This window comes from Microbacterium sp. A93 (genome assembly GCF_051842835.1).
In genome coordinates this window covers 528,421-551,879 of record NZ_JBPXMT010000001.1, presented here as the reverse complement: position 1 = coordinate 551,879, position 23,459 = coordinate 528,421, and the positions used below count along the sequence as shown (strand labels likewise).

The following is a 23,459-nucleotide window of genomic DNA, read 5'->3' as shown; positions in this document are numbered from 1 at the left end:
ATGGCCGTCCCGAGCTGAACGTGGAGGTCACGATGACCGTTGTACGAGCAGCCATTACACAGACGACATGGACGGGCGACAAGCCGTCCATGCTCGACAAACACGAGAAATTCGCGCGGGATGCCGCGGCCGACGGAGCGCAGGTCATCTGCTTCCAGGAACTTTTCTACGGTCCGTACTTCGGCATCACGGAGGACATCAAATATTACGACTACGCCGAACCGGCGGACGGACCCATCGTGCAGCGATTCGCCGCGCTCGCGAAGGAACTGAAGCTGGTCATGGTTCTTCCCATCTACGAGGAAGACCAGCCGGGGGTCTACTACAACACCGCAGTCGTCGTGGATAACGACGGAACAATCCTGGGCAAGTACCGCAAACACCACATCCCGCACCTGGAGAAGTTCTACGAGAAGTTCTATTTCCGCCCGGGAAATCTCGGCTATCCGGTGTTCGACACAGCGGTCGGACCCATCGGGGTCTACATCTGCTACGACCGGCACTTCCCCGAGGGATGGCGTGAACTCGGCCTGGGAGGAGCCCAGATTGTGTTCAACCCGAATGCGACCAAGCCGGGTCTCTCGAACCGGCTGTGGGACCTGGAACAGGCGACTGCGGCCGCCGCGAACGGCTACTTCGTTGCGGCCGCCAATCGTGTCGGGCGTGAGGACAACGAGTACGGCGACGAAGCTGTCACCTTCTACGGCACCAGCCAGTTCGCCAATCCGCAGGGGAACTTCGTCGGAGAGCGCGGCAGCAGCGAGCACGAAGAGATCGTCATCCGCGACCTTGACCTGGACATGATCCGCGAAGTGCGCAACAACTGGCAGTTCTATCGCGATCGTCGCCCAGACAGCTACACCCGGATCACGGCACCGTAGGGAGAATCATGAAGACACTCATCAAGAACGGAACCGTGGTCAACGCCACGGGAACATCGATCGCCGACGTGCTTATCGACGGTGAGACGATCGCCGCCGTGCTCGCGCCGGGGTCCACACTGCTCGGCTTCGATATCGAGCGCAATGTGGACACCGTCATTGATGCGACCGGCAAGTACGTCATCCCGGGCGGCATCGATGCGCACACCCACATGGAGATGCCCTTCGGCGGAACGTTCGCGAGCGACACCTTCGAGACCGGGACTCGAGCTGCGGCCTGGGGCGGTACGACGAGCATCGTCGACTTCGTTGTGCAATACCCCGACGAGAACGTGATCGATCGCTACCAGGCCTGGCAGGAGAAGGCCGCAGGCAACTGCGCGATCGACTATGGCTTTCATCAGATCCTCTCGGATGTTCAGGACAGCTCGCTCACGGCGATGGATGAACTCATCGAAGAAGGTGTCACGAGTTTCAAGCTCTTCATGGCGTACAAAGGTGTGTTCCTCTCGGACGACGGACAGATCTTGCGCGCGTTTCAACGCGGGGCCTCCAACGGCGCGATGATGATGATGCACGCCGAGAACGGTGCCATGATCGACGTTCTCGTCAAGCAGGCTCTCGAAGCAGGAAACACCTCGCCGTACTTTCACGGCGTCACGCGCCCGTGGCAGGCCGAGGAGGAAGCCACGCATCGTGCGATCATGATCGCCGATCTCACCGGCGCACCCCTCTACGTCGTGCACGTCTCCGCGAAGCAGGCCGTCGAACAGATCGCCGCTGCGCGCGACCGCGGGCTCAACATCTTCGGCGAGACCTGCCCGCAGTATCTCTATCTCTCGCTGGAGGATCAGCTGGGTGCCGAGGGCTTCGAAGGCGCGAAGTGGGTGTGCTCGACGCCACTGCGCTCGAAGCATGAGGGCCACCAGCATCACATGTGGCAGAGTCTGCGCACGAACGACATCCAGATGGTCTCCACCGATCACTGTCCGTTCTGCATGAAGGATCAGAAGGAGATGGGCATCGGAGATTTCTCCAAGATCCCCAACGGCATCGGCTCCGTCGAGCATCGCATGGACCTGATGTACCAGGGCGTGGTGACCGGGCAGATCTCGCTGCCGCGCTGGGTGGAGCTGACGTCAACGACTCCTGCGCGCATGTTCGGCATGTACGGCAAGAAGGGTGTGATCCAGCCAGGTGCCGATGGTGACGTCGTGATCTACGACCCGAACGGGCATACCTCGATCGGGCTGAACAAAACCCATCACATGAACATGGACTATTCCGCATGGGAGGGCTTCGAGATCGACGGCCACGTCGACACTGTCCTCTCGCGGGGCCGGGTCATCGTCGACGACAAGCAGTACATCGGATCGAAGGGCGACGGCAGGTACATCAAACGCGGACTCTCGCAGTACCTGATCTGACCTTCACTCCCTTACCCGAAGGATTCGCATGGATTTCGGAGCAGTACTCCAGACCAACCCGCCGTCCGCACGTACTGTGCAGCTGGCGAAGCTCGCCGAGGCGCACGGATTCAGCCACGTCTGGACCTTCGACTCGCATCTGCTGTGGCAGGAGCCGTACGTGCTTTATAGCCGCATCCTGGCGGAGACGAACAAGATCATCGTTGGTCCGATGGTCACCAACCCGGCGACGCGCGACTGGACGGTCACCGCATCGACATACGCAACCCTCAACGAGATGTACGGCAATCGCACGATCTGCGGCATCGGCCGCGGGGACTCCGCTGTTCGGGTGATCAACGGCGCTCCGACGACGCTCAAGACGCTGCGGGAATCGATACATGTCATCCGCGAACTCGCGAACAGCAGGGCAGTCGAGTACAACGGCGTCACTCTGCAATTTCCGTGGAGTAAGGGCTCAACACTCGATATGTGGGTTGCCGCGTATGGTCCGCTCGCGCTCAAGCTCGCCGGCGAAGTCGGTGACGGGTTCATCCTGCAGATGGCCGATCTCGATGTGGCCGAGTGGATGATCAAGACGGTACGCGCTGCCGCGGAGAAGGCCGGTCGGGATCCGCTGGCGGTGAAGTTCTGCGTCGCAGCTCCGATGTACATCGGTGAGGACTGGTCGCATATGCGCGACCAGTGCCGCTGGTTCGGCGGGATGGTCGGCAACCACGTCGCGGACATTGTCGCCAAATACGGCGAGGGCTCGCCCGTGCCGAAAGCGCTCACCGACTACATCAAGGGTCGGGAAGGATACGACTACAACGAGCACGGTCGCGCGGGCAACACGCACGCCGACTTCGTGCCGGACGAGATCGTCGAACGATTCTGCTTGCTGGGCACGGCCTCCGATCATGTGGAGAAGCTCAAGGCGCTCGCCGAACTCGGTGTCGACCAGTTCGCCGGCTATCTGCAGCACGACAGCAAAGAGGAGACGCTCCGCGTCTACGGCGAGACGGTCATCCCGGCGCTCTCCGAGCACATCGTGGCGACGGCATGAGGCAGACGCGGCAATGACTGACGTTCGTACCCTGACACCGGCGCTGCGCCGGACCCGAGGCCGACCAGCACGCGAACTCTCGCGCTGGGGAGCAGGAGTGCTCGGGATCGTCGCCGTCGCACTCATCTGGGAGCTCATCAAGCTACTCGGTCCGCCCGATGGACTCGTGCTGTTCGGGGTTCGGGTGCTTCCTCGAACGAGCGACCTGGCGATGCCGCACATCTGGGACATGCTCACCCGGCTCTTCGAACCCGTCACCGCAGCAGCCGGTGCGCGTCCGCTCTGGCTCGAGGTCGTTGTCGCGGCGACTCTGACCCTGGGCATCGCGGCCGCCGGCTGGCTCGTCGGGCTGGTTGTCGGCGTCGCGCTCGCGCTCGTCATGCAGCGCTGGCGGCTGGCGGAGTGGGGCTTACTGCCGTGGATCGTCCTCAGCCAAACGATTCCGCTCATCGCCTTCGCTCCCGTGGTACGAAGCTGGGGATCGCGTATCGAGATTGGTGCGTTCGAGTGGCAGGACTGGATGTCTGTGGCACTCATCGCCTCCTATCTCGCGTTCTTTCCCATCGCCGTCGGCGCGCTCAAGGGCTTGCAATCACCGGACACTATTCATGTCGAGCTCATGCACAGCTATGCCGCAGGGTGGTGGGCGACGCTCTTTCACCTCCGCCTCCCGGCGGCTGTCCCATATCTACTGCCGGCCCTGCGGCTTGGCGCCGCGAACGCCGTCATTGGTGCCGTCGTCGCCGAAGTATCGACCGGCCTCCAGGGTGGCATCGGCCGCATTCTCATCCAGTACGCAGGACAGGCCAGCGGCGATCCTGCCAAGGCATGGGGGCCGATCTTTGGGGCCGTCGTGCTCGGGCTCGTCGCGGCCGGATCGATCGCCATTCTCGGTGCGTTGCTGGGTCGCTACACAAGAGTCGAGGTCAACGCATGATAAAAACCGAGCACGCAGCGAAGGGCACCAGCGTGACGGATGCGGTCCGCATCACCAGCGTCGACAAGGTCTTCGAGACCCGCAGCGGTCAGGTGAAGGCCCTCGACGAGATCGACCTGACTGTGGCGGCGGGGGAGTTCGTCTCGCTCATCGGGCCGTCCGGGTGCGGAAAATCAACGCTCATGCGCCTGATCGCCGACCTCGACCAGCCCACGAACGGCAGCGTGTCCGTCTTCGGTAAATCCGCGCGGGACGCCCGTATCGCCCAGGACTACGGCATCGCCTTCCAACAGGCAGGTCTGCTGCCGTGGCGCACCGTCGCGGAGAACATCGAACTGCCGTTGTCCCTGCACGGCAAGGGAAAGGCCGAGCGCTCAGCACGGGTGACGGAACTCATCGAACTCGTCGGCCTCGGCGACTTCGCCGATCGCTATCCAGACCAGCTCTCAGGAGGAATGCAGCAGCGCGTCGCGATCGCTCGCGCGCTTGCGGAGAAGCCGAGCCTTCTGCTCATGGACGAGCCGTTCGGCGCGCTCGATGAGATGACGCGGGAACGGATGCAGTCAGAGCTCGTGCGGATCTGCGACGAGACAGGCGCGGCTGTCGTCTTCGTCACGCACTCGATCCCCGAGGCTGTGTTCCTGTCGGATCGGGTCGTCGTGATGTCGCCGCGTCCTGGACGCATTCAGCAAGTGCTCTCGATGACACTGGCCGACGACCGGTCAGAGGATCTGCGCGAGCAGCACGAGTTCTTCGACATGATCACCGCCGTCAGAGAAGCACTGCACGACGGCTCACCCGTGGTGACCGTCCGCGGCGTGGAGAATCGATGAAGAGCCAGCAGGCCGAGCTCGCCGCCCGCACAATTGCGCCGATTGTCGTCGGACTCCTCGTATTGGGGGCGTGGCAGTTCGCCGTGACGTTCGGCGGCGTTGACGACTATCTGCTGCCGAGTCCCGCCTCGATTCTCGACCAGTTCGTCGAGTTCGCGCCATCCATGCTTTCGGCAGGTCTCGTGACAGGTACGAACGCGCTCGTCGGGCTCATCGCGGGTTCGATCCTCGGCATCCTGGTCGCACTGCTCGCGGCCGCGGCCCGTGTCACGGACTGGATGGTCGCGCCGATCGTCGCAGCTCTTGCCGTCGTCCCCATCGTGGCATTGGCACCCGTCCTCAATACGATGTTCGGCGCTGACTCGCAGTTCGGCCGCCAGGTGATCGCCGGACTCGCCTCCTTCGTGCCTGTCTTCATCAACTCGCTGCGAGGCCTACGCCAGACGCTGCCAGTGCACCGTGACCTCATGACGGTGTACGCAGCACGACCGGGCCAGGTCATGCGCACCGTCACGCTGCCGACGGCGACGCCGTTCGTGTTCACTGGCATCCGCATCGCTTCTTCTCTTGCCGTGATCTCTGCTCTCGTCGCCGAGTACTTCGGCGGACCGCGTGGCGGCCTCGGCGGGCTCATCTCGACCTCCGCAGCATCCAGTGCATACCCGAGAGCCTGGGCATATGTTCTCGTCTCGATTGTGCTTGGTCTGGTGTTCTACCTCGTGACACTCGGTGCTGAGCGGATCGCAGTGAGAAAGCGCGGCTGAATCCACCCCCACGTCCTCACGTCCGCCGGACGAGATGGCAATCACAGCAATATCAGCACTTCAGAAAGGGACCGACATGAAACACAGCACACGTCGCGGCGTCACCTTCGCGGCAGCGACAATTGCGACTGCGCTCGTCCTCTCGGCTTGCTCATCGACACCGAGCGATGAAGGCGCTGGGGCCGACGGTGAGTCGCTCACCGAGGTGAAGCTGCAGTTGCAATGGTTGCCGCAGGGCCAGTTCGCCGGGTACTTCGCCGCCGCAGAGCAGGGCTATTTCGAAGAGGCGGGCCTTGACGTCGAGATCATCCCCAGCGGTGGCGACATCGTGCCGCAGGATGCTCTGGCCAACGGCGATGTCGACTACGCCATCGCCTGGGTGCCCAAGGTACTCGGCTCGATCGAGGCCGGCGCGAACGTCACGAACATCGCGCAGATCTTCCAGCGCTCGGGAACGCTGCAGGTGTCATGGGCCGACTCCGGAATCGACTCCGTCGCCGACTTCGAAGGCAAGAAGATCGGCAGCTGGGGGTTCGGAAACGAATGGGAGATCTTCGCCGCGATGGCAGCGGAGGGCCTTGATTCTTCGACCGTGGAGATCATCACACAAGACTTCAACATGAACGCGTTCCTGTCGGGAGATATCGACGCGGCCCAGGCGATGACCTACAACGAGTATGCGCAGCTGCTCGAGACGGTGAACCCCGACACCGGCGAGCAGTACACGCCGGAGGACTTCACTGTCATCAGCTATGAAGACACGGTCGGTGCGATGCTGCAGGACGCGATCTGGGCCGATACCGAACGACTGGACAGCGACGCTGAGTACCAGGAGACGACCGTCGCATTCCTTAAGGCGGTCATCAAAGGTTGGATCTACGCCGCTGAGAACCCCGAGGAGTCCGCACAGGCGATTATCGACGCCGGATCGGGCTGGGGTCTGAGCCACGAGCTCTGGATGGTCAATGAGACCAACAAGCTCATCTGGCCCGCCGAGAACGGCATCGGACACATCGATGAAGCGGCTTTCTCCGCGACGGTTGATGGCGCACTGAGCGCCGTCAACGAGACCGGTGCCACCCTCATCACCGAGCAGCCGCCAGCATCCGCCTGGACGAACGAGTACATCGAGCAGGCCCTTGCCGAGCTCGAGGAGGAAGGCGTCGATGTGAAGGGCGAGAGCTTCACTCCGATCGAAGTTGATCTGCTCGAGGGCGGAGCTTGAGCATCTGTGGTCGGGCGAGGCGAGTCGTCCGACCACACCACCACTTCAGCCACACCACACCCTATGAAAGGACGCGTGATCGCAGTGAATGACCGCACCACCACGTCGAATGAGCGCGTGACCGCGCTCGATCGTGCCCATGTGTTCCACTCCTGGTCGGCCCAGGCTGGCCTCGCACCGCTCGTGCTCACCGGTGGTTCCGGCTGTCGAGCCTGGGACGATGAAGGGGCCACCTACCTTGACTTCTCGAGTCAGCTGATCAATCTCAACATCGGGCATCAGCACCCGGCGGTCACCGCGGCGATCGCCGAGCAGGCCGCGGTGCTCACGACGGTCGCGCCGGCGGCCGCGAACCTGGCGCGTGGCGAAGCAGCCCAGCGCATCGTGTCGCGCGCGCCTGAAGGCTTCGAGAAGGTGTTCTTCACGAACGGTGGTGCGGACGCCAACGAGAATGCCATCCGTCTGGCGCGACTGCACACTGGACGCGACAAGGTGCTGTCGACCTACCGCTCGTATCACGGGAACACCGGCGCGGCCATCGTGGCGACTGGCGACTGGCGCCGGATGCCCAACGAGTACGCGCGCGGACACGTGCACTTCTGGGGACCCTACCTGTATCGCTCCGAATTCTGGGCGACGACGCCAGAGGAGGAATCGGCGCGCGCGCTGCGGCACCTGGAGCGGCTGATTCAGGGCGAGGGGCCCACCACGATCGCCGCAGTGCTCCTCGAAACAGTGCCAGGCACCGCCGGGATCCTGCCGCCGCCGCCTGGCTATCTGGCCGGTGTCCGTGAACTGTGCGACCGCTACGGCATCGTGCTCATCCTCGATGAGGTCATGGCGGGATTCGGGCGCACCGGACGCTGGTTCGCGTTCGACGGCTACGACGTCCGTCCCGACCTGATCACCTTCGCCAAGGGCGTCAACTCGGGCTACGTGCCCGTCGGCGGGGTCATCATCTCTGACGACATCGCCGCAGAGTTCGACGATGTCGTCTTCCCAGGTGGGCTCACCTACAGCGGACATCCGCTCGCGATGGCATCCATCATCGCCGCGCAGGACGCCATGGCGAGCGAGGGCATCGTCGACAATGCCGCACGCATCGGCACCGATGTGCTCGGGCCGGCGCTGGACGAGCTCGCGCAGAAGCATCCGATCATCGGAGAGGTACGAGGCGAAGGAGTCTTCTGGGCCCTCGAACTCGTGGTGGATCGCCAGACGCGCGAGCCGCTCCCGGCCGAGCAGATGGCGCGGATCAAGTCCGAGTTGCTCGCGCGCCGACTGCTCGCCATCACGCAGGACAATCGCATCCACGTCGTGCCGCCGTGCATTGTCACGGATGACGAGGTCGCCGAGGCCGTCGCCGTATACGACGAGGTTCTCAGCCTGCTCGCCTGATCCCGCGCACCTCACTTGTTTTCTCAACAAAGGAATGATCATGACCACGACCCTCAACCACTGGATCAACGGCGTCGAGAGCGAGGGCGCGTCGACCCGCACGTCCCCGGTCTACAACCCCGCTCGCGGCGAAGTCAGCAAGCAGGTGCGACTCGCAAGCACTGCGGATGTCGACACCGCCGTCGCATCCGCAGCCGCGGCCTTCCCCGCCTGGCGCGACGCCTCACTCGCGAAGCGGCAAGGCGTCATGTTTACCTTCCGTGAGCTGCTCAATCAGCGAAAGGGGGAGCTGGCTGACATCCTCACTGCAGAGCACGGAAAGGTCACCTCGGATGCTCTCGGCGAGATCGCCCGCGGGCTCGAGGTGGTCGAGTTCGCGCTCGGCATGCCGCATCTACTTAAGGGCGATTACAGCGAAAACGTCTCCACCGACGTCGACGTCTACACGATCCGGCAGGCGCTCGGTGTCGTCGGCATCATTAGCCCATTCAACTTTCCGGCCATGGTGCCGCTGTGGTACTTCCCCATCGCGATCGCCGCCGGGAACACGGTCGTGCTGAAGCCGAGCGAGAAGGACCCCACTGCGGCGAACTGGATGGCGGCGCTCATGACCGAGGCCGGGCTCCCCGACGGAGTCTTCAACGTCGTGCACGGCGACAAGGAATCAGTCGACGCACTGTTGGAGCATCCCACCGTCCAGGCGATCTCGTTCGTCGGATCCACTCCGATCGCCAAATACATCTACGAGACCGCTGCAGCGCACGGAAAGCGAGTGCAGGCGCTCGGGGGTGCGAAGAACCACATGCTGGTGCTGCCGGATGCCGACCTGAACCTGGCCGCGGATGCCGCCGTGAATGCCGGTTTCGGATCGGCAGGTGAACGGTGCATGGCGATCAGCGTCATCGTCGCGGTCGAACCCGTCGCCGACGAACTCATCGAACGCATCACTGCCCGTATGGCAGGGCTCCGGGTCGGCGATGGAATGCGCGGGTGCGACATGGGACCACTCATCACCGAGGCACACCGCGACAAGGTGGCGTCGTACATCGACATCGCTGCATCCGATGGTGCCACGGTGGTGGTGGACGGGCGTGGAGTGGACGTTGACGGCGAGGCATCCGGATTCTGGCTCGGCCCCACCCTGTTCGACCGGGTATCAACCGACTCGGCCGTGTATCAGGATGAGATCTTCGGGCCGGTGCTGTCGATTGTGCGGGTGGACAGCTACGAGGAGGGCCTCGAGCTGATCAATGCCTCGCGCTATGGCAACGGCACTGCGATCTTCACCAATGACGGTGGCGCGGCGAGACGGTTCCAGAACGAGGTTCAGGTGGGTATGGTCGGCATCAATGTGCCGATCCCTGTGCCCGTCGCGTATCACTCGTTCGGCGGATGGAAGGATTCGCTCTTCGGCGATGCGAAGGCCTACGGTCCGGCGGGAATCGCGTTCTTCACGCGTGAGAAGGCCGTCACTTCACGTTGGCTCGATCCCTCCCACGGCGGGATCAACCTCGGGTTCCCGCAGCACGATTGAGCAGGTGTCCGGGTATCGGGATCACGCCCGCAGGGTCATGGTGCGGAACTGCTGGTTACGCAGCGGAAACGTCATCATGACCATGAGCGCCCCGCCGAATACGACGAACGGCACCCAGGTCGCAGTGACGGATGCCAGTGCGCCGAACGCGGCCATTGCGAGTGGCATCAGGACGTCGTCCCCGAGACGGGTGATCGAGCTCATCCGGCCCAGGTATGCGGTGTCGATTGTCGCGGCGAACGTCGCGCCCAGCAGTACGGATGCGAAGCCAGCGGTCAGCCCGACCACGAAACAGCCCGCGCCGGCAAGCCACGCAGGCCCGACGCCGATCAGTACGATTCCCACGCCCTGCACCACGAGCGCCCAGAACCCTCCGAGTGCTTCGTGTTTTGGACGCCATCGCGCGACGGAGATCGCGCCGAGTGCGGCACCCAAGCCGATCAGAGCTTCGAAGAGTCCGACGGCGCTCGCACCCCAGCCCTCGTCGAATGCGCGCAGGGCGATGCCGATTCCGACGGCGGGACCGACCGCAAGGTTCAGCCCTGAAAGCGCGATCACGAGTGTGCGTGTGGTCGGGGCATCCTTCATATGAGTGAATCCGTGCAGGATGCCACGAAGCGCCGACTCCCGCTCGGCTCGGGGGAGTGCGAATCGCGGGCGCAACCAGACTGCGATGAACGCGATGACGAAGGTGAACGTCAGCGCGTTGATCGACGCGCTTCCGCTGAGCCCCGCGTAGGCGACGAGGAACCCGCCGAACGCTGCTCCGCCCATCGTGCCCAACCGGGTTGCCGTCTGCATCACGGCGCTGTACGAAGGCAGGTCTGAGGTGCGCACCAATTGCCGGCCGATCGTGGCGGCCGACGGTTCATAGAATGCGTCGCATGCGCCGAATGCGATCGCCGCGAGCATGAGTACCAGCACCGACGGTGGGGATGCCAGTACCCACAGTGCGACGAAAATCAGCACGCCGACGCGCAGGGCGTTGAACAGCATCATCACGTGGCGGGCATTCGCGCGGTCAGCGAGCACGCCGCCGAACAACAGGATGACGGCGCGGGGAAGCGTTCCGGCGGCGACGATGAGCCCGGCGAGCGCGGGGGACGTGATCTGCACGGCAGTCCAGGCGAGCGCGATCGACCAGATCGCGTCACCGGCATCCGAGAGCGCCTTGACGGCGATCCAGGCGTGCACGGCCGTGTCGCGCGAGAACCGCGGTGGCTCGCGCAGCAGCGTGGGTTCGAGAGCACTCATGGTTTCGTGGGGAATCCGTGGGTGAACACGAAGACCGGTTGGCGCGCGGTGCCGTCTGAGGCGTCGATCTCGTCGCGCCAGAGATCCAGCGTTTCGCCCAGCTTCTCTGACAGCCTGGCGAGCTCTTCGGGTGTCGCCCAGGTGAGTGTGTCGGTACTGAACGCAGCACGACTCCACTCTTTCGCAGGAGCAGCATTACGGCGCCAAGCCTGCAGCCGTGCCAGCTGAGTATTGATGTTGACGCGTTCCGCACCGCGGGCGAGCATCGCGTCGGCGGGTGAGTCGGCGAAGTCGTTGACCGACCAGCTGAAGCCGCGTCGCGTCGGCTGCCACCAGCTCGTACGTCGATCTCCCGTCGGATCATCCGCTCGCTCGATGATGCCGGCGCGTTCCAGCATCCGCAGATGATGGCTGATACTGCCTACCTGCTGATCGAGGGCGCGAGCCAGCGTCGTGACCTGGCTCGCGCCGTACAGCCCGAGATAGTCGACGATCCTCCTGCGCACCGGATGGTGGACAGCGGTGATCGCTTCGATCTCTTCCATGCCATCCACGCTAAATCCGGATGGTCAGTTACACAAGACTTCTTGTATACCCCGGAAAATCAGGAAATCTCAGGCTGTGAAGAGCGCCGGCGGTGGCGGCGGCGGATCAGCCAAACGATGATCACAACGGCGCCGGCGATCACGATCCAGGGGAGGAGGAACCCGACAGAGATCACCAGCGCGTTCAGCGACACGATGAACCCGTTCCATCCCGCGAGCAAACCGTCGAGGAAAGCATTTGGTTCGGGTGCGCTTGCCGAAGTCTGCTTCGTGAGTTCGACCTGCAGCGACGACATCGCGACCTGGTCCTCGAGAGATGCCAGCTGCTGCGTGTACGACTCCAGCTGTCCCTGGCGATCGGTCAGGGCGACCTCCGCCTCAATGAGCTCGGAGACGCTGCCTGTTTGCGACATCAGCTCTGTGAGCCGGTTCACCGATGCCTGCGTGGCCGCCAGGCGGGCTCGCAGATCGATCGCGGTCGATGTGACGTCCTGCTGAGAGACCGACGACGACAACACATCGCCGAGGCCACCCAACGAATCGATCACGGATGTCAGATCTGCGGATGGTACTCGGATGCCGATCCACCCGTATCCCGATCGCGGCTGTTCCGGCATGCTCGTGTCGGAGCTCAGGGGATCGGCGCTGATGTCAGTGCTCTCGACATAGCCGCCTTTCTCTTCTGCAATCGCGGTCACCGCATCTACGGCCGTGTCGATATCGTCGACCCGAACCGTTGCCTGCGCATTGGCAATGATCTCGCGGGCAATGCTGTCGGAAGTGGCACCGGTGATGGCGTCCGTGACGACGTTGGAGGTAGCAGACTCGGCAGAGCTCAACGCGCTTTCCTGCGTGATCTCGGCGACCTGCGCGGACGGCGCACCATCGGCGACCGAGGAGTCGCCGCGACCCGAACCCGCGGTCGTGCTGATGTCCAGCAGCGGTGGTGTGATGAGCACGCCAGTGACGAAGGCGGCTGCAACTCCTATACCCGTCAGCCAACCACGACGGCGTTTCTTGCGCCGGGCTGATGCGCTTGTTGTCGCGGTCGCTGTGCGGTCTTGGCCGATCTCTGCGAACACTGCGTGCTCGATACGATCGATGCTCTGCTGCGAAAACTCGGGCAACGTGTCTGTGGGTGTCTGATCGTTCATGCGTCTCTCACTTCCTCCATAGCGCCTCGCAATTGCGTGCGCACCCGCGAGAGACGATTGCGAACCACAGCATGACTGACTGCGAGCTCTTCGGCCGCGGCCTGATACGCGTACCCTTCGGTGGCGCAGAGCCGGAAGATCTCCTGATCCAACTCGCTCAGCGTGCCGATCTCCTCAGCGATCCTGTCGGCAAGCGCGGCCGTGATCACCTGGTCCTCGACGTTCACCGTGTCGGCGAGCATCTCGTCTGCCGCATCGGTCGTGTGGGCTTGATCGCGCCGACGCGCACGAAACCGATTCGCCGCTTGGAAGCGGCAGATGGTCGCCAGCCACGGCAGGATTGATTCGCCGACCAGGTCAAGGCCCGGAAGTTTGCGCCAGGCGACGACGAACGTCTCCTGAACCACGTCCTCGGCATCCGCGGGCGAGTTCAGGATGCCGTGCGCGATCCAATAGACCGGACGAACGTACGCGCGGTATAGAGCGCGGAAAGCGCTCTCATCGCCTGCCGCTGCGCGCGCCGCCAGATTCTGGTCTTCAGATCGTTCAGGCATCCAGTTCCCTTCACTGTCTCTCATCTTGGAGTGTCAGAGGATGTCCCATCGTCTCAGATCAATTTCATCCGGTAATATCGATCCAGCGAGAGGGAGTATCCCACTTCTCCGCGTTCGTCATCACGAGCACCAACACTGTTGCTCCGGACGCGGGCCGCGCGTATTGTGCGGGGGAGAGACTTTCGGCCCTTTTTCCGACCTCTCGAAAGGTGCTGAGCACCCTTGAATATCCCTGTCTGGTTTGAGATCACCGCATTGGCGATCTTGGTCGCCATTCTCATCGGCGACCTATTGCTGGTTCGTATGCGACCCCACATCCCCTCGACGAAAGAATCCAGTCTCTGGGTCGCCTTCTACGTCGGGCTCGCTCTGATCTTCGCCGTTCTGCTCTATTTCATCGCGGGTGGTCAGTTCGCTGGCGAGTTCCTCACCGGCTGGGCGCTCGAGTACAGCCTGTCGATCGACAACCTCTTCGTATTCGTACTGATCATGGCCCAGTTCTCGGTCCCGAGGCGTCTGCAACAGCAGGTGCTGATGGTCGGCATCCTCATCGCAATTGTCCTGCGCGGTATCTTCATCGTCGCGGGCGTCGCGATCATCGAGAACTTCTCGCCGATCTTCTATCTGTTCGGTGCCTTCCTCATCTGGACTGCGATCCGCCAGGCCATGCCAGAGGGCGACCACGAGGGCGAAGCCAAGCGTGAGAACTTCATCGTTCGTCTGCTGCGACGCCGCATCGACATCAGCGATGAGTATGACGATGGCAAGCTCCGCACGGTCGTGGGAGGCAAGCGCATGTGGACCCCGATGATCATCGTGTTCGTGGCTATCGGCGTGACCGACCTGATGTTCGCGATCGACTCGATCCCCGCGATCTTCAGCATCACGCAGAACACCTTCCTCGTGTTCACGGCGAACATCTTCGCTCTGATGGGTCTGCGCCAGCTTTACTTCCTGCTCGGGGATCTGCTCGATCGCCTGCGCTACCTGCACTACGGCATCGCGGTCATCCTCGGCTTCATCGGCGTCAAGCTGATCCTGCACGCAATGCATGTGAACGAGCTGCCCTTCGTCAACGGTGGACAGAGCATCGAATGGGCACCAGACATCCCGATCTGGCTGTCGCTGACGGTCATCGTCGCCGCGATGGGTATTGCCACCATCGCCAGCCTGATCGCATCGTCCAGAGATCGACGTCGGGCACCTGAGCAGCTGCATCCTGGGCCGCCCACACACTGAGCGTCATGGGCTGACCACCCGCCGCGCCGGTGTAAACTGACCGACATGCGGCGGGTGGTTCTTCTTCTTAGCGGCCGCGACGAGACCTCGATCTAGGCCTTCTCGTCGCGGCGTTCAGTGTGTGGCCGAACCACCGACATCTGGAGATATCGACATGACCTCAGCTGACACTTCTGTTTCTTCGAACAGTCCCCGCACGCTCGCCGAGAAGGTCTGGGATGACCACCTCGTCGTCAAGGGCGAAAACGGTGAGCCGGACCTCATCTACATCGACCTGCACCTGGTGCACGAGGTGACGAGCCCGCAGGCCTTCGACGGTCTGCGATCAGAGGGACGACCGCTGCGCCGCGTCGACCTCACGATTGCCACTGAGGATCACAACACCCCGACACTCGAGATCGACAAGCCCATCGCCGATCTCACCAGCCGCACACAGATCGAGACACTGCGTCGCAACGCCGCAGAGTTCGGGGTGCGCATCCACTCACTTGGTGACGCCGAGCAGGGAATCGTTCACGTGGTCGGCCCGCAGCTGGGCCTCACGATGCCGGGCATCACCGTCGTGTGCGGTGATTCGCACACCTCCACCCACGGCGCTTTCGGTGCCATGGCGTTCGGTATCGGCACCAGCGAGGTCGAGCACGTGATGGCGACCCAGACGTTGCCGTTGACTCCGTTCAAGACGATGGCAATCACCGTCGATGGTGATCTCAAGCCCGGGGTCAGTGCGAAGGACATCATCCTCGCCGTGATCGCGAAGATCGGAACCGGTGGCGGTCAGGGCTACGTGCTCGAATTCCGCGGCAGCGCCATCCGCGCTCTCTCCATGGAGGGACGCATGACGATCTGCAACATGTCGATCGAGGCCGGCGCGCGCGCCGGCATGGTGGCGCCCGACGAGACTACTTTCGCGTACCTCAAGGGTCGTGCGCACGCCCCTGAAGGGCAGGACTGGGACGATGCGGTCGCTTACTGGCAGACGCTCCCCACTGACGATGGCGCGAGTTTCGATGCCGAGGTGTTCCTCGATGCGAATGAGCTCGAGCCGTTCGTGACCTGGGGCACCAACCCCGGTCAGGGCAGCTCGCTTTCCGCGTCTGTACCCAACCCCGCCGATATCGCCGACGCCAACGAGCGCGCGGCAGCGGAGCGCGCGCTGGAGTACATGGATCTCACACCGGGTACGCCGCTGAAGGAAGTACCAGTGGATGCCGTATTCATGGGCTCCTGCACGAACAGCCGTATCGAAGACCTGCGGGCATTCGCATCGGTCATCAAGGGTCGGAAAAAGGCCGAAGGCGTGCGGGTCATGGTCGTACCAGGCTCGGCTCGCGTGCGCTTGGAAGCCGAGGCTGAAGGCATCGACCAGGTCGTCAAAGACTTCGGCGCCGAGTGGCGATTTGCCGGATGCTCGATGTGTCTGGGTATGAACCCAGATCAACTGGCACCGGGCGAGCGTTGCGCCTCCACATCGAACCGCAACTTCGAAGGACGTCAGGGTAAGGGCGGACGCACTCACCTCGTCTCCCCGCTGGTCGCAGCTGCCACAGCAGTGCGTGGCACGCTGTCCAGCCCGAGCGATCTCGACGCCGCACTCGAACTGGTAGGAGCCTGACCATGGAGAAGTTCACCACCCACACGGGTATCGCCGCTCCGATGAAGCGCTCGAACGTTGACACCGACCAGATCATCCCCGCGGTGTTCCTCAAGCGCGTCACCAAAACCGGATTTGAGGATGCGCTCTTCTACTCCTGGCGCCAAGACCCGGAATTCGTGCTCAATCAGGAGCCATTCCAGGGCGCGTCAGTGCTAGTCGCCGGCGCCGATTTCGGCACCGGGTCGAGCCGTGAGCACGCCGTCTGGGCGCTGCGCGATTTCGGCTTCCACGTCGTGCTCTGCACTCGTTTCGGAGACATCTTCCGAGGAAATGCGGGCAAGCAGGGACTGCTTGCTGCGACTATTTCTGAAGAAGACCTTGAGCGCATTTGGGCCGAGATCGACGCCAATCCCGGTACTTCCATCACGGTCGACCTCGAGGCACGCACCGCCACGATTGGCGACTTCCAGGCCGAGATCGGCATCGACGATTACACTAGATGGCGGCTCCTCGAAGGGCTCGATGACATCGGGCTCACACTTCGCAACGAAGACAAGATCGCGCAGTTCGAGGCCCGTCGCGAATCGTGGCGGCCACGTACGCTGCCAGTCCGCTGAGACTGAGCAGACCGTGAGCCTGGGGCAACCGCCCCAGCGGCTGATGCCGCAACCGTGAATTTGAAGTGAGGCCCATCGAATGACGACAACCGTGCGCGCTGAACTTCAGAATGGAGCTGCTGCTTTGACCGGAGATGTACTGGCGATTCGAGGCGGCCGAGCGCTGCGCGGCCGTGTGGATGTGACCGGTGCGAAGAACCTCGCTACCAAAGCGATGGTTGCTGCTCTCCTCGGTGAAGACGCGAGCATCCTGCGCGATGTTCCGAAGCTCAGTGATGTTGCCGTGGTGCGTTCTCTGCTCGAGGTTCACGGCGTGCGCGTGAGCGAGGGTGACGAACCTGGCTCACTGCACCTCGATCCCAGCGACGTCGAGTCGGCACACATTGAAGAGATCGACGCACACGCCGGCGCATCTCGCATCCCGATCCTTTTCTGCGGCCCGCTCCTGCACCGGTTGGGTCAGGCGTTCATCCCCGACCTCGGCGGATGCCGCATCGGCGACCGTCCGATCGACTTCCACCTCGATGCACTCCGCAAGTTCGGCGCCGTCGTGGAGAAGCTGCCCAGCGGCATCCGTCTTTCGACACAGGGCGGACGACTGCACGGTGCGAACATTCACCTCCCGTACCCGAGCGTCGGTGCCACAGAGCAGGTATTGCTGACCGCTGTGCGGGCAGAGGGCATCACGGAGTTGCGCAACGCGGCCATCGAGCCGGAGATCATGGATCTCATCGCCTTGCTGCAGAAGATGGGCGCGATCATCTCCTACGAGCCCAACCGCGTCATCCTCATCGAGGGCGTGGAGAAGCTGCGCGGTTACGATCACCGTTCGATCTTCGATCGCAATGAGGCAGCGTCATGGGCGTCTGCGGCACTTGCCACCGACGGAGAGATCTTCGTCGGCGGTGCGAAGCAGCCAGAGATGCTGACCTTCCTCAACGTTTTCCGTAAGGCCGGCGGCTGGTTCGACATTCAGGAAGACGGCATCCTATTCCGACGCGATGGTGAGATCCGTCCTGTCGTAGTGGAGACCGACGTGCACCCCGGCTTCATGACCGACTGGCAGCAGCCGCTGGTGGTTGCGCTTACCCAGGCGCACGGCCGTTCCATCGTGCACGAGACCGTGTACGAGAACCGGATGGGCTTCACGCAGGCGCTCGTGAAGATGGGCGCCGACATCGTCGTTCACCCGCACGGACTGCAGGACGGACCGCGACGCGTGCCGCGCCGCGAACTCGAGCAGGCTGCGGTCATCACCGGCCCGACACCGTTGCATGGAGCGGACATCGTGGTTCCTGACCTTCGCGGCGGCTACAGCCACGTCATCGCGGCTCTCACCGCACAGGGCGAGTCGCAGGTCTCCGGCGTCGACATCCTCAGCCGTGGGTACGAGAACTTCCTCGCCAAGCTGGATTCTCTCGGCGCCGACTTCGACGTCGTTCGGTGAGCCAGATGGGCTCCCGCTCATCTGAGAAGACCCGCCCGACACTGTTCTGGCCGCTCGCGGTGCTCGTGGTGCCGGTGGTCGGCTTCCTCGCAAAGATCGAAATTCAGGGAAAAGAGAAACTTCCGGCGAACGGTGCCTTTGTTTTGGCGCCGAACCACTACTCGGAGCTCGATCCTCTGATCGTCGCGGTGGCCGTATGGCGACTCGGGCGAGCCCCGCGGTTCATGGCCAAGGAGAGTCTGTTTCGTATTCCGGTCCTCGGCTGGCTCTTGAAGAAGACCGGGATGGTGCCGGTGGCGCGTGCGACGTCAGCGGCCGCCGCTAAGCAGACCATTGCGCAGTCGCGAGCGCTCGTGGAGAACAACCGCGGCGTCATCGTCTATCCCGAAGGAACACTGACGAGGGATCCGGAATTGTGGCCGATGCGTGGGAAGTCCGGTGCCGTGCGCCTGGCCTTCTCTGGTGACATTCCGCTGATCCCGATGGCGCAGTGGGGGACGCAAAAGATCATGGGTCGATACCAGAAGGGTCTGAGCCTGTGGCCGCCGCGCAAGCGCGTGCAGATTGTCATCGGCGACCCCGTCAACCTGGATGATCTGAGGGCACGTGCCGGTGAATCTGCGGCGCTGACCGAGGCAACGCATCGGACGATGAGCGCGATCACCGAATTGCTCGAGGGCCTGCGCGGCGAGAAGGCTCCCGCGACGCGCTGGAACCCCAACGATCACGGACAGAAGGAGACCGGGCGCCTTGACTCGTAAGATTCCCGTGTCGGGCGGACCCCGTGTCACCGTCATCGGTGCGGGCAGTTGGGGAACCACCTTCGGCAAGATCCTCGCTGACGGCGGGGCACAGGTGACCATGTGGGCGCGTCGCCCAGAGCAGGCGCTGGAGATCGCGGAAGGTAAACGCAACTCCAAGTATCTGCCAGGCATCAACCTCCCGCGATCGATCACCGCCACACACGAACTCTCAACCGCTGTCGAAGGCGCCGAACAGATTTACCTGTCGGTGCCCAGCCAGTCGCTGCGGGAGAACCTCAAAGCGCTGCGCCCGCTGCTCGCCGACAGCGAGGCGCCACTCATCAGCCTCATGAAGGGCGTGGAGCGCTCCACTGGTCTGCGGATGAGCCAGGTCATCGAGCAGGAGATCGCCTGCGACCCGATGCGCATCGCTGTGGCATCGGGCCCGAACCTGGCGCTGGAGATCGCACGGGAGCAGCCGACTGCCGCAGTGATCGCCTCGCTCAGCCAGGAGACCGCGGAGATCGTCGCGCGAGCCGCCCGCAACTCCTACTTCCGCACTTTTGTGAACACCGATGTGATCGGCACCGAGTTCGGCGGAGTTCTCAAGAACCTCATCGCCGTGGCCATCGGCATCGTCGATGGTGTCGGCTACGGCGAGAACACCAAGGCGTCGATCATCACGAGGGGTCTGGTCGAGATGACCGACTTCGCGGTTGCCAACGGGGCGCAGCGCGAGACGTTGCAGGGACTTGCCGGTCTCGGTGACTTGATCGCCACCTGCCAGTCTCCGCTCAGCCGAAACAACACGGCGGGACGCCTTCTTGGTCAGGGGTACAGCTACCAGGACGTCGTGAAGCAGATGAATCAGACCGCTGAGGGTCTGGCATCCGTCGCTCCGATTCTCAAACTTGCGCACGAATCCGATGTGTACATGCCCATCGTTGAGCAGGTGAAGATGGTGCTCGACGGGAAGATGAACCCACGCGACATCGCACCACACCTGACGACAGCAGACGACACTCCTCAGGAGGAGAGAACCAATCATGGACAAGCAGACGGTGGTGGTGCTCTTCGGAGGGCGTTCCAGCGAACATTCCATCAGTTCCGCAACGGCGGGCGGAGTGCTGCGGGCAATTGATCGCGATCGCTATGAGGTGATCCCCGTGGGGATCACCCGTACGGGTGCCTTCGTCTTGGAAGAAGACAACCCGGCGAAGTTCGCACTGGATGCCGCGAGACTGCCCGAGGTCGTCGACAACGGCACGCGCGTACTCTGGCCACAGCCTGACGGCGATCGCACGTTGCGGGTGGCTCAATCCGATGGATCAGTGACCGAATACGGTGAGATCGACATCGTGCTGCCGCTGCTGCACGGGCTGCACGGTGAGGACGGCGCGATCCAGGGTTTCTTCGATGTCCTCGAGGTTCCCTATGCCGGATGCGGCATTCTCGATTCGGCTATCTGTCTCGACAAACACTTCACAAAGCTGGCACTGTCTGCTGCCGGTATCGCCGTCGCGCCAGGTGTCACGATCCGCCGCCGTCAGTGGGAGTCAGATCCCGCCGGTGTTCGCGCTCAGATCGCATCGCTGGGTTCGGTGGTATTCGTCAAGCCTGCCAGTGCTGGATCGAGCGTCGGTGTGTCACGCGTCGTCGACGGCGAAGGCCTGGAAGAAGCGATGCGTATCGCCTTCGCAGAGGATGTGAAGGTCCTCGTCGAGTCGAAAATCGACGGCCGCGAGATCGAGGTCGGTGTGCTTGCCGGGCGTGATGGGGCACCGGCGCGTGCCTCGCTGCCGGGCGAGGTCGTGCTCACCTCACGCAGCTTCTATGACTTCGAGGGCAAGTACCTCGGCGGCGACGGTGTCGAGATCGTCTGCCCGGCAGAGGTCGACAACGAACTCATCGCGCGGCTGCGTGAGACGGCGCTTCGTGCGTTCGAAGCCGTCGACGCCAAGGGGCTCGCACGTGTTGACTTCTTCGTCACCCCTGGCGGCGATCTCATCGTCAACGAACTCAATACGATGCCGGGCTTCACACCGATTTCGATGTTCCCGAAGTGCTGGATCGCGTCGGGGATGAGTTACAGCGACCTGATCACCGAGCTGGTCGAGATTGGGCTCGGCCGCTGAGCGAACGCTCACTCCAGAAGAATTTGCGCATCCTCGTCGAGCTCATCAGGAGCTGTGCACTTACCGTCGGCGGGGATCGCGGTGATCGCGCCGACGAGAGCGCGCGAGCTGATCACATCATTCGAGCTGACCACGCCGGTGTCGATGCCTAACTGCACGGCCGGGTCGCGTCCGTAGGTCGTCAGACGCAGGAACGGCGTCTCGGATGCATCGACGAGCCAGTCGACGCCCTCCAGGGTCACGCACTGCAGTTCGCTTGTGGGAGCGGGCACCGTGACCCCGCAGCGCAGCAGAATCGCGGAGTCCTCACCCGGCACACCCCAGGCAGCGGTGGCCTGGGCATCGGTCCATCGTCGGTCCATGTCAGCCACGCTGCCTGCGTTGTTCAGCCCCACCGACACCTCGGCGCACAGCGGGTTGTTTGCATCGGCGGCCGGCTCAAGATGCACGGTGGTCGAGCATCCGCTGAGCAGAGCCGTGCCGAGCAGAATAGCGGCGACTGTGGCAACGCGACGAGACATGATTCCAGGCTACCTTTGACAGCATGCCTTCCCGTTCAGCTGACGACGACCCGCGCCTGGGTGACGTCTCCGAAGGCACGATTCTGCGTGCCATCCTCGCCCGCACCGCGCCGGCTACCCACACGATCATCGGACCCGGTGACGATGCAGCGGTAATTGCCACACCGTCCGGCTCCGTTGTTGCGACCACCGACACTCTCGTGCACGGGCCGGACTTCCGCTTGGCCTGGTCGAGTGGATACGACCTGGGCTGGAAGTCCGCTGCGGTGAACCTCGCAGACGTGGCAGCGATGGGCGCGCGTCCGACGGCGTTGCTGGTGGCACTTGCCGTACCTCGTGATCTCCGGCTCTCGTTCGTCGAGCAGATGACCGACGGCCTGCGCGCCGCGTGTGAGGCTCTCGCTCCCGGCTGCGCAGTGGTCGGTGGTGACCTGACGGTCTCCGACGTGCTCACGGTCGCTGTCACCGCGCTGGGTGACCTGGAGGGGCGGGATGCTGTCACTCGATCAGCGGCGAGGCCGGGAGATGTCGTCGCGATCGCCGGCGAACTTGGCCATGCCGCTCACGGGCTCGCCGTCCTGTTCGGTCGCTTCCGCGACGGCGACACACCCGTCCCGATCGACTCGTCTGCGCTGGAGTCGGGGGAGCGCGCAGCGCTGGACGCGCAGTTGCGACCCGCGCCGCCGATCGGACTCGGGGTGATGGCAGCGGTGGCAGGGGCCACGGCCATGATGGACGTGTCCGATGGGCTGGCTCTCGACGCCGGACGACTCGCCGCGGCATCCGGGGTCACGCTCGATCTGGCCCGCGCTGCGCTCGGTGCGAATTCCGAGCGTGCTCTGGCAGGCGGTGAAGATCACGCGTTGCTGGCGACGTTCCCGCCCGGCGTGCTGCCGCCCGGCTTCCGCATCATCGGTGAAGTACTGGAGCAGGGCGCTGAAAGCGTGCTGTGCGACGGTGAGCCGGTGGACGCTGCTGGCTGGGATCCCTACCGCGACTGGGACTCGACGACGGGCTGAGCCCACCACACTGCCGTGTCGCCGTACGTCTTCTCACGGAAGACTTCGAGTCCGGCGGCCGCGACATCTGGCGGAGTCGAGCGGCTCGCGCGCTCGATCACGACGACGGCGTCCTCGGAAAGCAAGGGCGCGAGCGCGACCAGATCGGCCGTCATCGCCGCATCGTCCAGATCGTAGGGCGGATCAGTGAAGACCAGATCGTAGGTTCCGGTGTCGCGCTTCAGGAACGTGAGCACGGCGCTCTCATGCACGCCGGCGGAGGCGACGTTGAGGGCCTTTGCGACGGTGGCCGCATTGCGACGCACGATCGCAGCCGCGGGGCGTGAACGCTCCACGAGATCCACACTGGACGCGCCACGGCTGAGGGCTTCGAGTCCCAGCGCGCCGGATCCGGCGTACAGGTCGAGAACCCGAGCATCGGCGATGGCATCCGCAGACTCCAGCGCGCCGAAGAGCGATTCACGTACCCGATCGCTGGTGGGGCGGGTGCCGCTTCCCGGTACCTCAAGGCGGCGCCCTCGTGCCTCTCCGGCAATGATTCTCGTCACCCGTTCAGCCTAAGACTGTCTGCGACATTCTCTAGACTTCAG

Annotated in this window: 23 protein-coding genes; 17 read left to right on the top strand and 6 right to left on the bottom strand. The window is 63.5% G+C overall.

What is annotated here, in order from left to right:
- Positions 1–32 precede the first annotated feature (32 nt).
- The 9 genes from ACSU1G_RS02750 to ACSU1G_RS02710 all read left to right on the top strand — a co-directional run bounded on the left by ACSU1G_RS02750 (position 33) and on the right by ACSU1G_RS02710 (position 10,044).
- The gene (locus ACSU1G_RS02750) at positions 33–881 is read left to right on the top strand and encodes a nitrilase-related carbon-nitrogen hydrolase (RefSeq protein WP_439278356.1); all 849 of its coding nucleotides are present in this window, start codon (positions 33–35) and stop codon (positions 879–881) included.
- A gap of 5 nt (positions 882–886) precedes the next feature.
- Positions 887–2,308, top strand: a complete 1,422-nt coding sequence (hydA, locus tag ACSU1G_RS02745) for a dihydropyrimidinase (protein ID WP_439278685.1) — start codon at positions 887–889, stop codon at positions 2,306–2,308.
- A 28-nt stretch (positions 2,309–2,336) separates the two neighbouring features.
- The gene (locus ACSU1G_RS02740) at positions 2,337–3,353 is read left to right on the top strand and encodes a TIGR03842 family LLM class F420-dependent oxidoreductase (RefSeq protein ID WP_439278355.1); all 1,017 of its coding nucleotides are present in this window, start codon (positions 2,337–2,339) and stop codon (positions 3,351–3,353) included.
- A gap of 13 nt (positions 3,354–3,366) precedes the next feature.
- Complete coding sequence (locus tag ACSU1G_RS02735) at positions 3,367–4,290, top strand: ABC transporter permease (protein ID WP_439278354.1); 924 nt, start codon at positions 3,367–3,369, stop codon at positions 4,288–4,290.
- Positions 4,287–5,123, top strand: coding sequence for an ABC transporter ATP-binding protein (locus ACSU1G_RS02730; RefSeq protein WP_439278353.1), 837 nt, complete (start codon positions 4,287–4,289; stop codon positions 5,121–5,123). The genes ACSU1G_RS02735 and ACSU1G_RS02730 overlap by 4 nt, the downstream gene beginning before the upstream one ends.
- Positions 5,120–5,887, top strand: a complete 768-nt coding sequence (locus ACSU1G_RS02725; RefSeq protein WP_439278352.1) for an ABC transporter permease — start codon at positions 5,120–5,122, stop codon at positions 5,885–5,887. Before ACSU1G_RS02730 ends, ACSU1G_RS02725 begins: the two co-directional genes overlap by 4 nt.
- 76 nt (positions 5,888–5,963) lie before the next feature.
- Positions 5,964–7,112, top strand: coding sequence for an ABC transporter substrate-binding protein (locus tag ACSU1G_RS02720; protein WP_439278351.1), 1,149 nt, complete (start codon positions 5,964–5,966; stop codon positions 7,110–7,112).
- A 63-nt stretch (positions 7,113–7,175) separates the two neighbouring features.
- Positions 7,176–8,510 carry an aspartate aminotransferase family protein gene (locus ACSU1G_RS02715; protein WP_439278350.1) on the top strand — a complete coding sequence of 445 codons (1,335 nt, stop codon included), beginning with the start codon at positions 7,176–7,178 and terminating at the stop codon, positions 8,508–8,510.
- 40 nt (positions 8,511–8,550) lie between these two features.
- Positions 8,551–10,044 carry a CoA-acylating methylmalonate-semialdehyde dehydrogenase gene (locus tag ACSU1G_RS02710; protein ID WP_439278349.1) on the top strand — a complete coding sequence of 498 codons (1,494 nt, stop codon included), beginning with the start codon at positions 8,551–8,553 and terminating at the stop codon, positions 10,042–10,044.
- 21 nt (positions 10,045–10,065) lie between these two features.
- Here the strand turns inward: ACSU1G_RS02710 and ACSU1G_RS02705 are convergent, their stop codons facing one another.
- Genes ACSU1G_RS02705 through ACSU1G_RS02690 form a run of 4 tightly spaced genes read right to left on the bottom strand, consistent with a single transcriptional unit; the run spans position 10,066 to position 13,551 of the window.
- On the bottom strand, positions 10,066–11,298 hold the full coding sequence (locus tag ACSU1G_RS02705; protein WP_439278348.1) for an MFS transporter: 1,233 nt from the start codon (positions 11,296–11,298) through the stop codon (positions 10,066–10,068).
- Positions 11,295–11,843: an ArsR/SmtB family transcription factor gene (locus tag ACSU1G_RS02700; RefSeq protein ID WP_439278347.1), complete on the bottom strand. Its 549-nt coding sequence runs from the start codon at positions 11,841–11,843 to the stop codon at positions 11,295–11,297. The genes ACSU1G_RS02705 and ACSU1G_RS02700 overlap by 4 nt, the downstream gene beginning before the upstream one ends.
- Before the next feature lie 59 nt (positions 11,844–11,902).
- Positions 11,903–12,997, bottom strand: a complete 1,095-nt coding sequence (locus tag ACSU1G_RS02695; protein ID WP_439278346.1) for a DUF4349 domain-containing protein — start codon at positions 12,995–12,997, stop codon at positions 11,903–11,905.
- On the bottom strand, positions 12,994–13,551 hold the full coding sequence (locus ACSU1G_RS02690; protein WP_439278345.1) for an RNA polymerase sigma factor: 558 nt from the start codon (positions 13,549–13,551) through the stop codon (positions 12,994–12,996). The genes ACSU1G_RS02695 and ACSU1G_RS02690 overlap by 4 nt, the downstream gene beginning before the upstream one ends.
- 222 nt (positions 13,552–13,773) lie before the next feature.
- Here ACSU1G_RS02690 and ACSU1G_RS02685 point away from each other — a divergent pair, with 222 nt between their 5' ends.
- The 7 genes from ACSU1G_RS02685 to ACSU1G_RS02655 all read left to right on the top strand — a co-directional run bounded on the left by ACSU1G_RS02685 (position 13,774) and on the right by ACSU1G_RS02655 (position 21,329).
- The gene (locus ACSU1G_RS02685; RefSeq protein WP_439278344.1) at positions 13,774–14,790 is read left to right on the top strand and encodes a TerC family protein; all 1,017 of its coding nucleotides are present in this window, start codon (positions 13,774–13,776) and stop codon (positions 14,788–14,790) included.
- A 154-nt stretch (positions 14,791–14,944) separates the two neighbouring features.
- Complete coding sequence (leuC, locus tag ACSU1G_RS02680; protein WP_439278343.1) at positions 14,945–16,405, top strand: 3-isopropylmalate dehydratase large subunit; 1,461 nt, start codon at positions 14,945–14,947, stop codon at positions 16,403–16,405.
- Between the two features lie 2 nt (positions 16,406–16,407).
- Positions 16,408–17,004 (top strand): 3-isopropylmalate dehydratase small subunit, encoded by a 597-nt coding sequence (gene leuD, locus ACSU1G_RS02675; RefSeq protein WP_439278342.1) that lies wholly within the window; start codon positions 16,408–16,410, stop codon positions 17,002–17,004.
- 79 nt (positions 17,005–17,083) lie between these two features.
- Complete coding sequence (gene murA / locus ACSU1G_RS02670; RefSeq protein ID WP_439278341.1) at positions 17,084–18,451, top strand: UDP-N-acetylglucosamine 1-carboxyvinyltransferase; 1,368 nt, start codon at positions 17,084–17,086, stop codon at positions 18,449–18,451.
- Between the two features lie 5 nt (positions 18,452–18,456).
- Positions 18,457–19,212, top strand: a complete 756-nt coding sequence (locus ACSU1G_RS02665) for a lysophospholipid acyltransferase family protein (protein WP_439278340.1) — start codon at positions 18,457–18,459, stop codon at positions 19,210–19,212.
- Entirely contained in the window at positions 19,202–20,335 is a 1,134-nt protein-coding gene (locus ACSU1G_RS02660; RefSeq protein ID WP_439278339.1) for an NAD(P)H-dependent glycerol-3-phosphate dehydrogenase, read from the top strand. The genes ACSU1G_RS02665 and ACSU1G_RS02660 overlap by 11 nt, the downstream gene beginning before the upstream one ends.
- On the top strand, positions 20,241–21,329 hold the full coding sequence (locus ACSU1G_RS02655) for a D-alanine--D-alanine ligase family protein (RefSeq protein WP_439278338.1): 1,089 nt from the start codon (positions 20,241–20,243) through the stop codon (positions 21,327–21,329). Before ACSU1G_RS02660 ends, ACSU1G_RS02655 begins: the two co-directional genes overlap by 95 nt.
- 8 nt (positions 21,330–21,337) lie before the next feature.
- On the opposite strand, the gene ACSU1G_RS02650 is transcribed toward ACSU1G_RS02655, so the two are convergent.
- Complete coding sequence (locus ACSU1G_RS02650; protein WP_439278337.1) at positions 21,338–21,850, bottom strand: DUF3515 family protein; 513 nt, start codon at positions 21,848–21,850, stop codon at positions 21,338–21,340.
- 23 nt (positions 21,851–21,873) lie between these two features.
- Here ACSU1G_RS02650 and thiL point away from each other — a divergent pair, with 23 nt between their 5' ends.
- Positions 21,874–22,869, top strand: a complete 996-nt coding sequence (thiL, locus tag ACSU1G_RS02645; RefSeq protein WP_439278336.1) for a thiamine-phosphate kinase — start codon at positions 21,874–21,876, stop codon at positions 22,867–22,869.
- On the opposite strand, the gene rsmD is transcribed toward thiL, so the two are convergent.
- Complete coding sequence (gene rsmD, locus ACSU1G_RS02640; RefSeq protein WP_439278335.1) at positions 22,839–23,417, bottom strand: 16S rRNA (guanine(966)-N(2))-methyltransferase RsmD; 579 nt, start codon at positions 23,415–23,417, stop codon at positions 22,839–22,841. The genes thiL and rsmD overlap by 31 nt on opposite strands.
- Positions 23,418–23,459 lie beyond the last annotated feature (42 nt).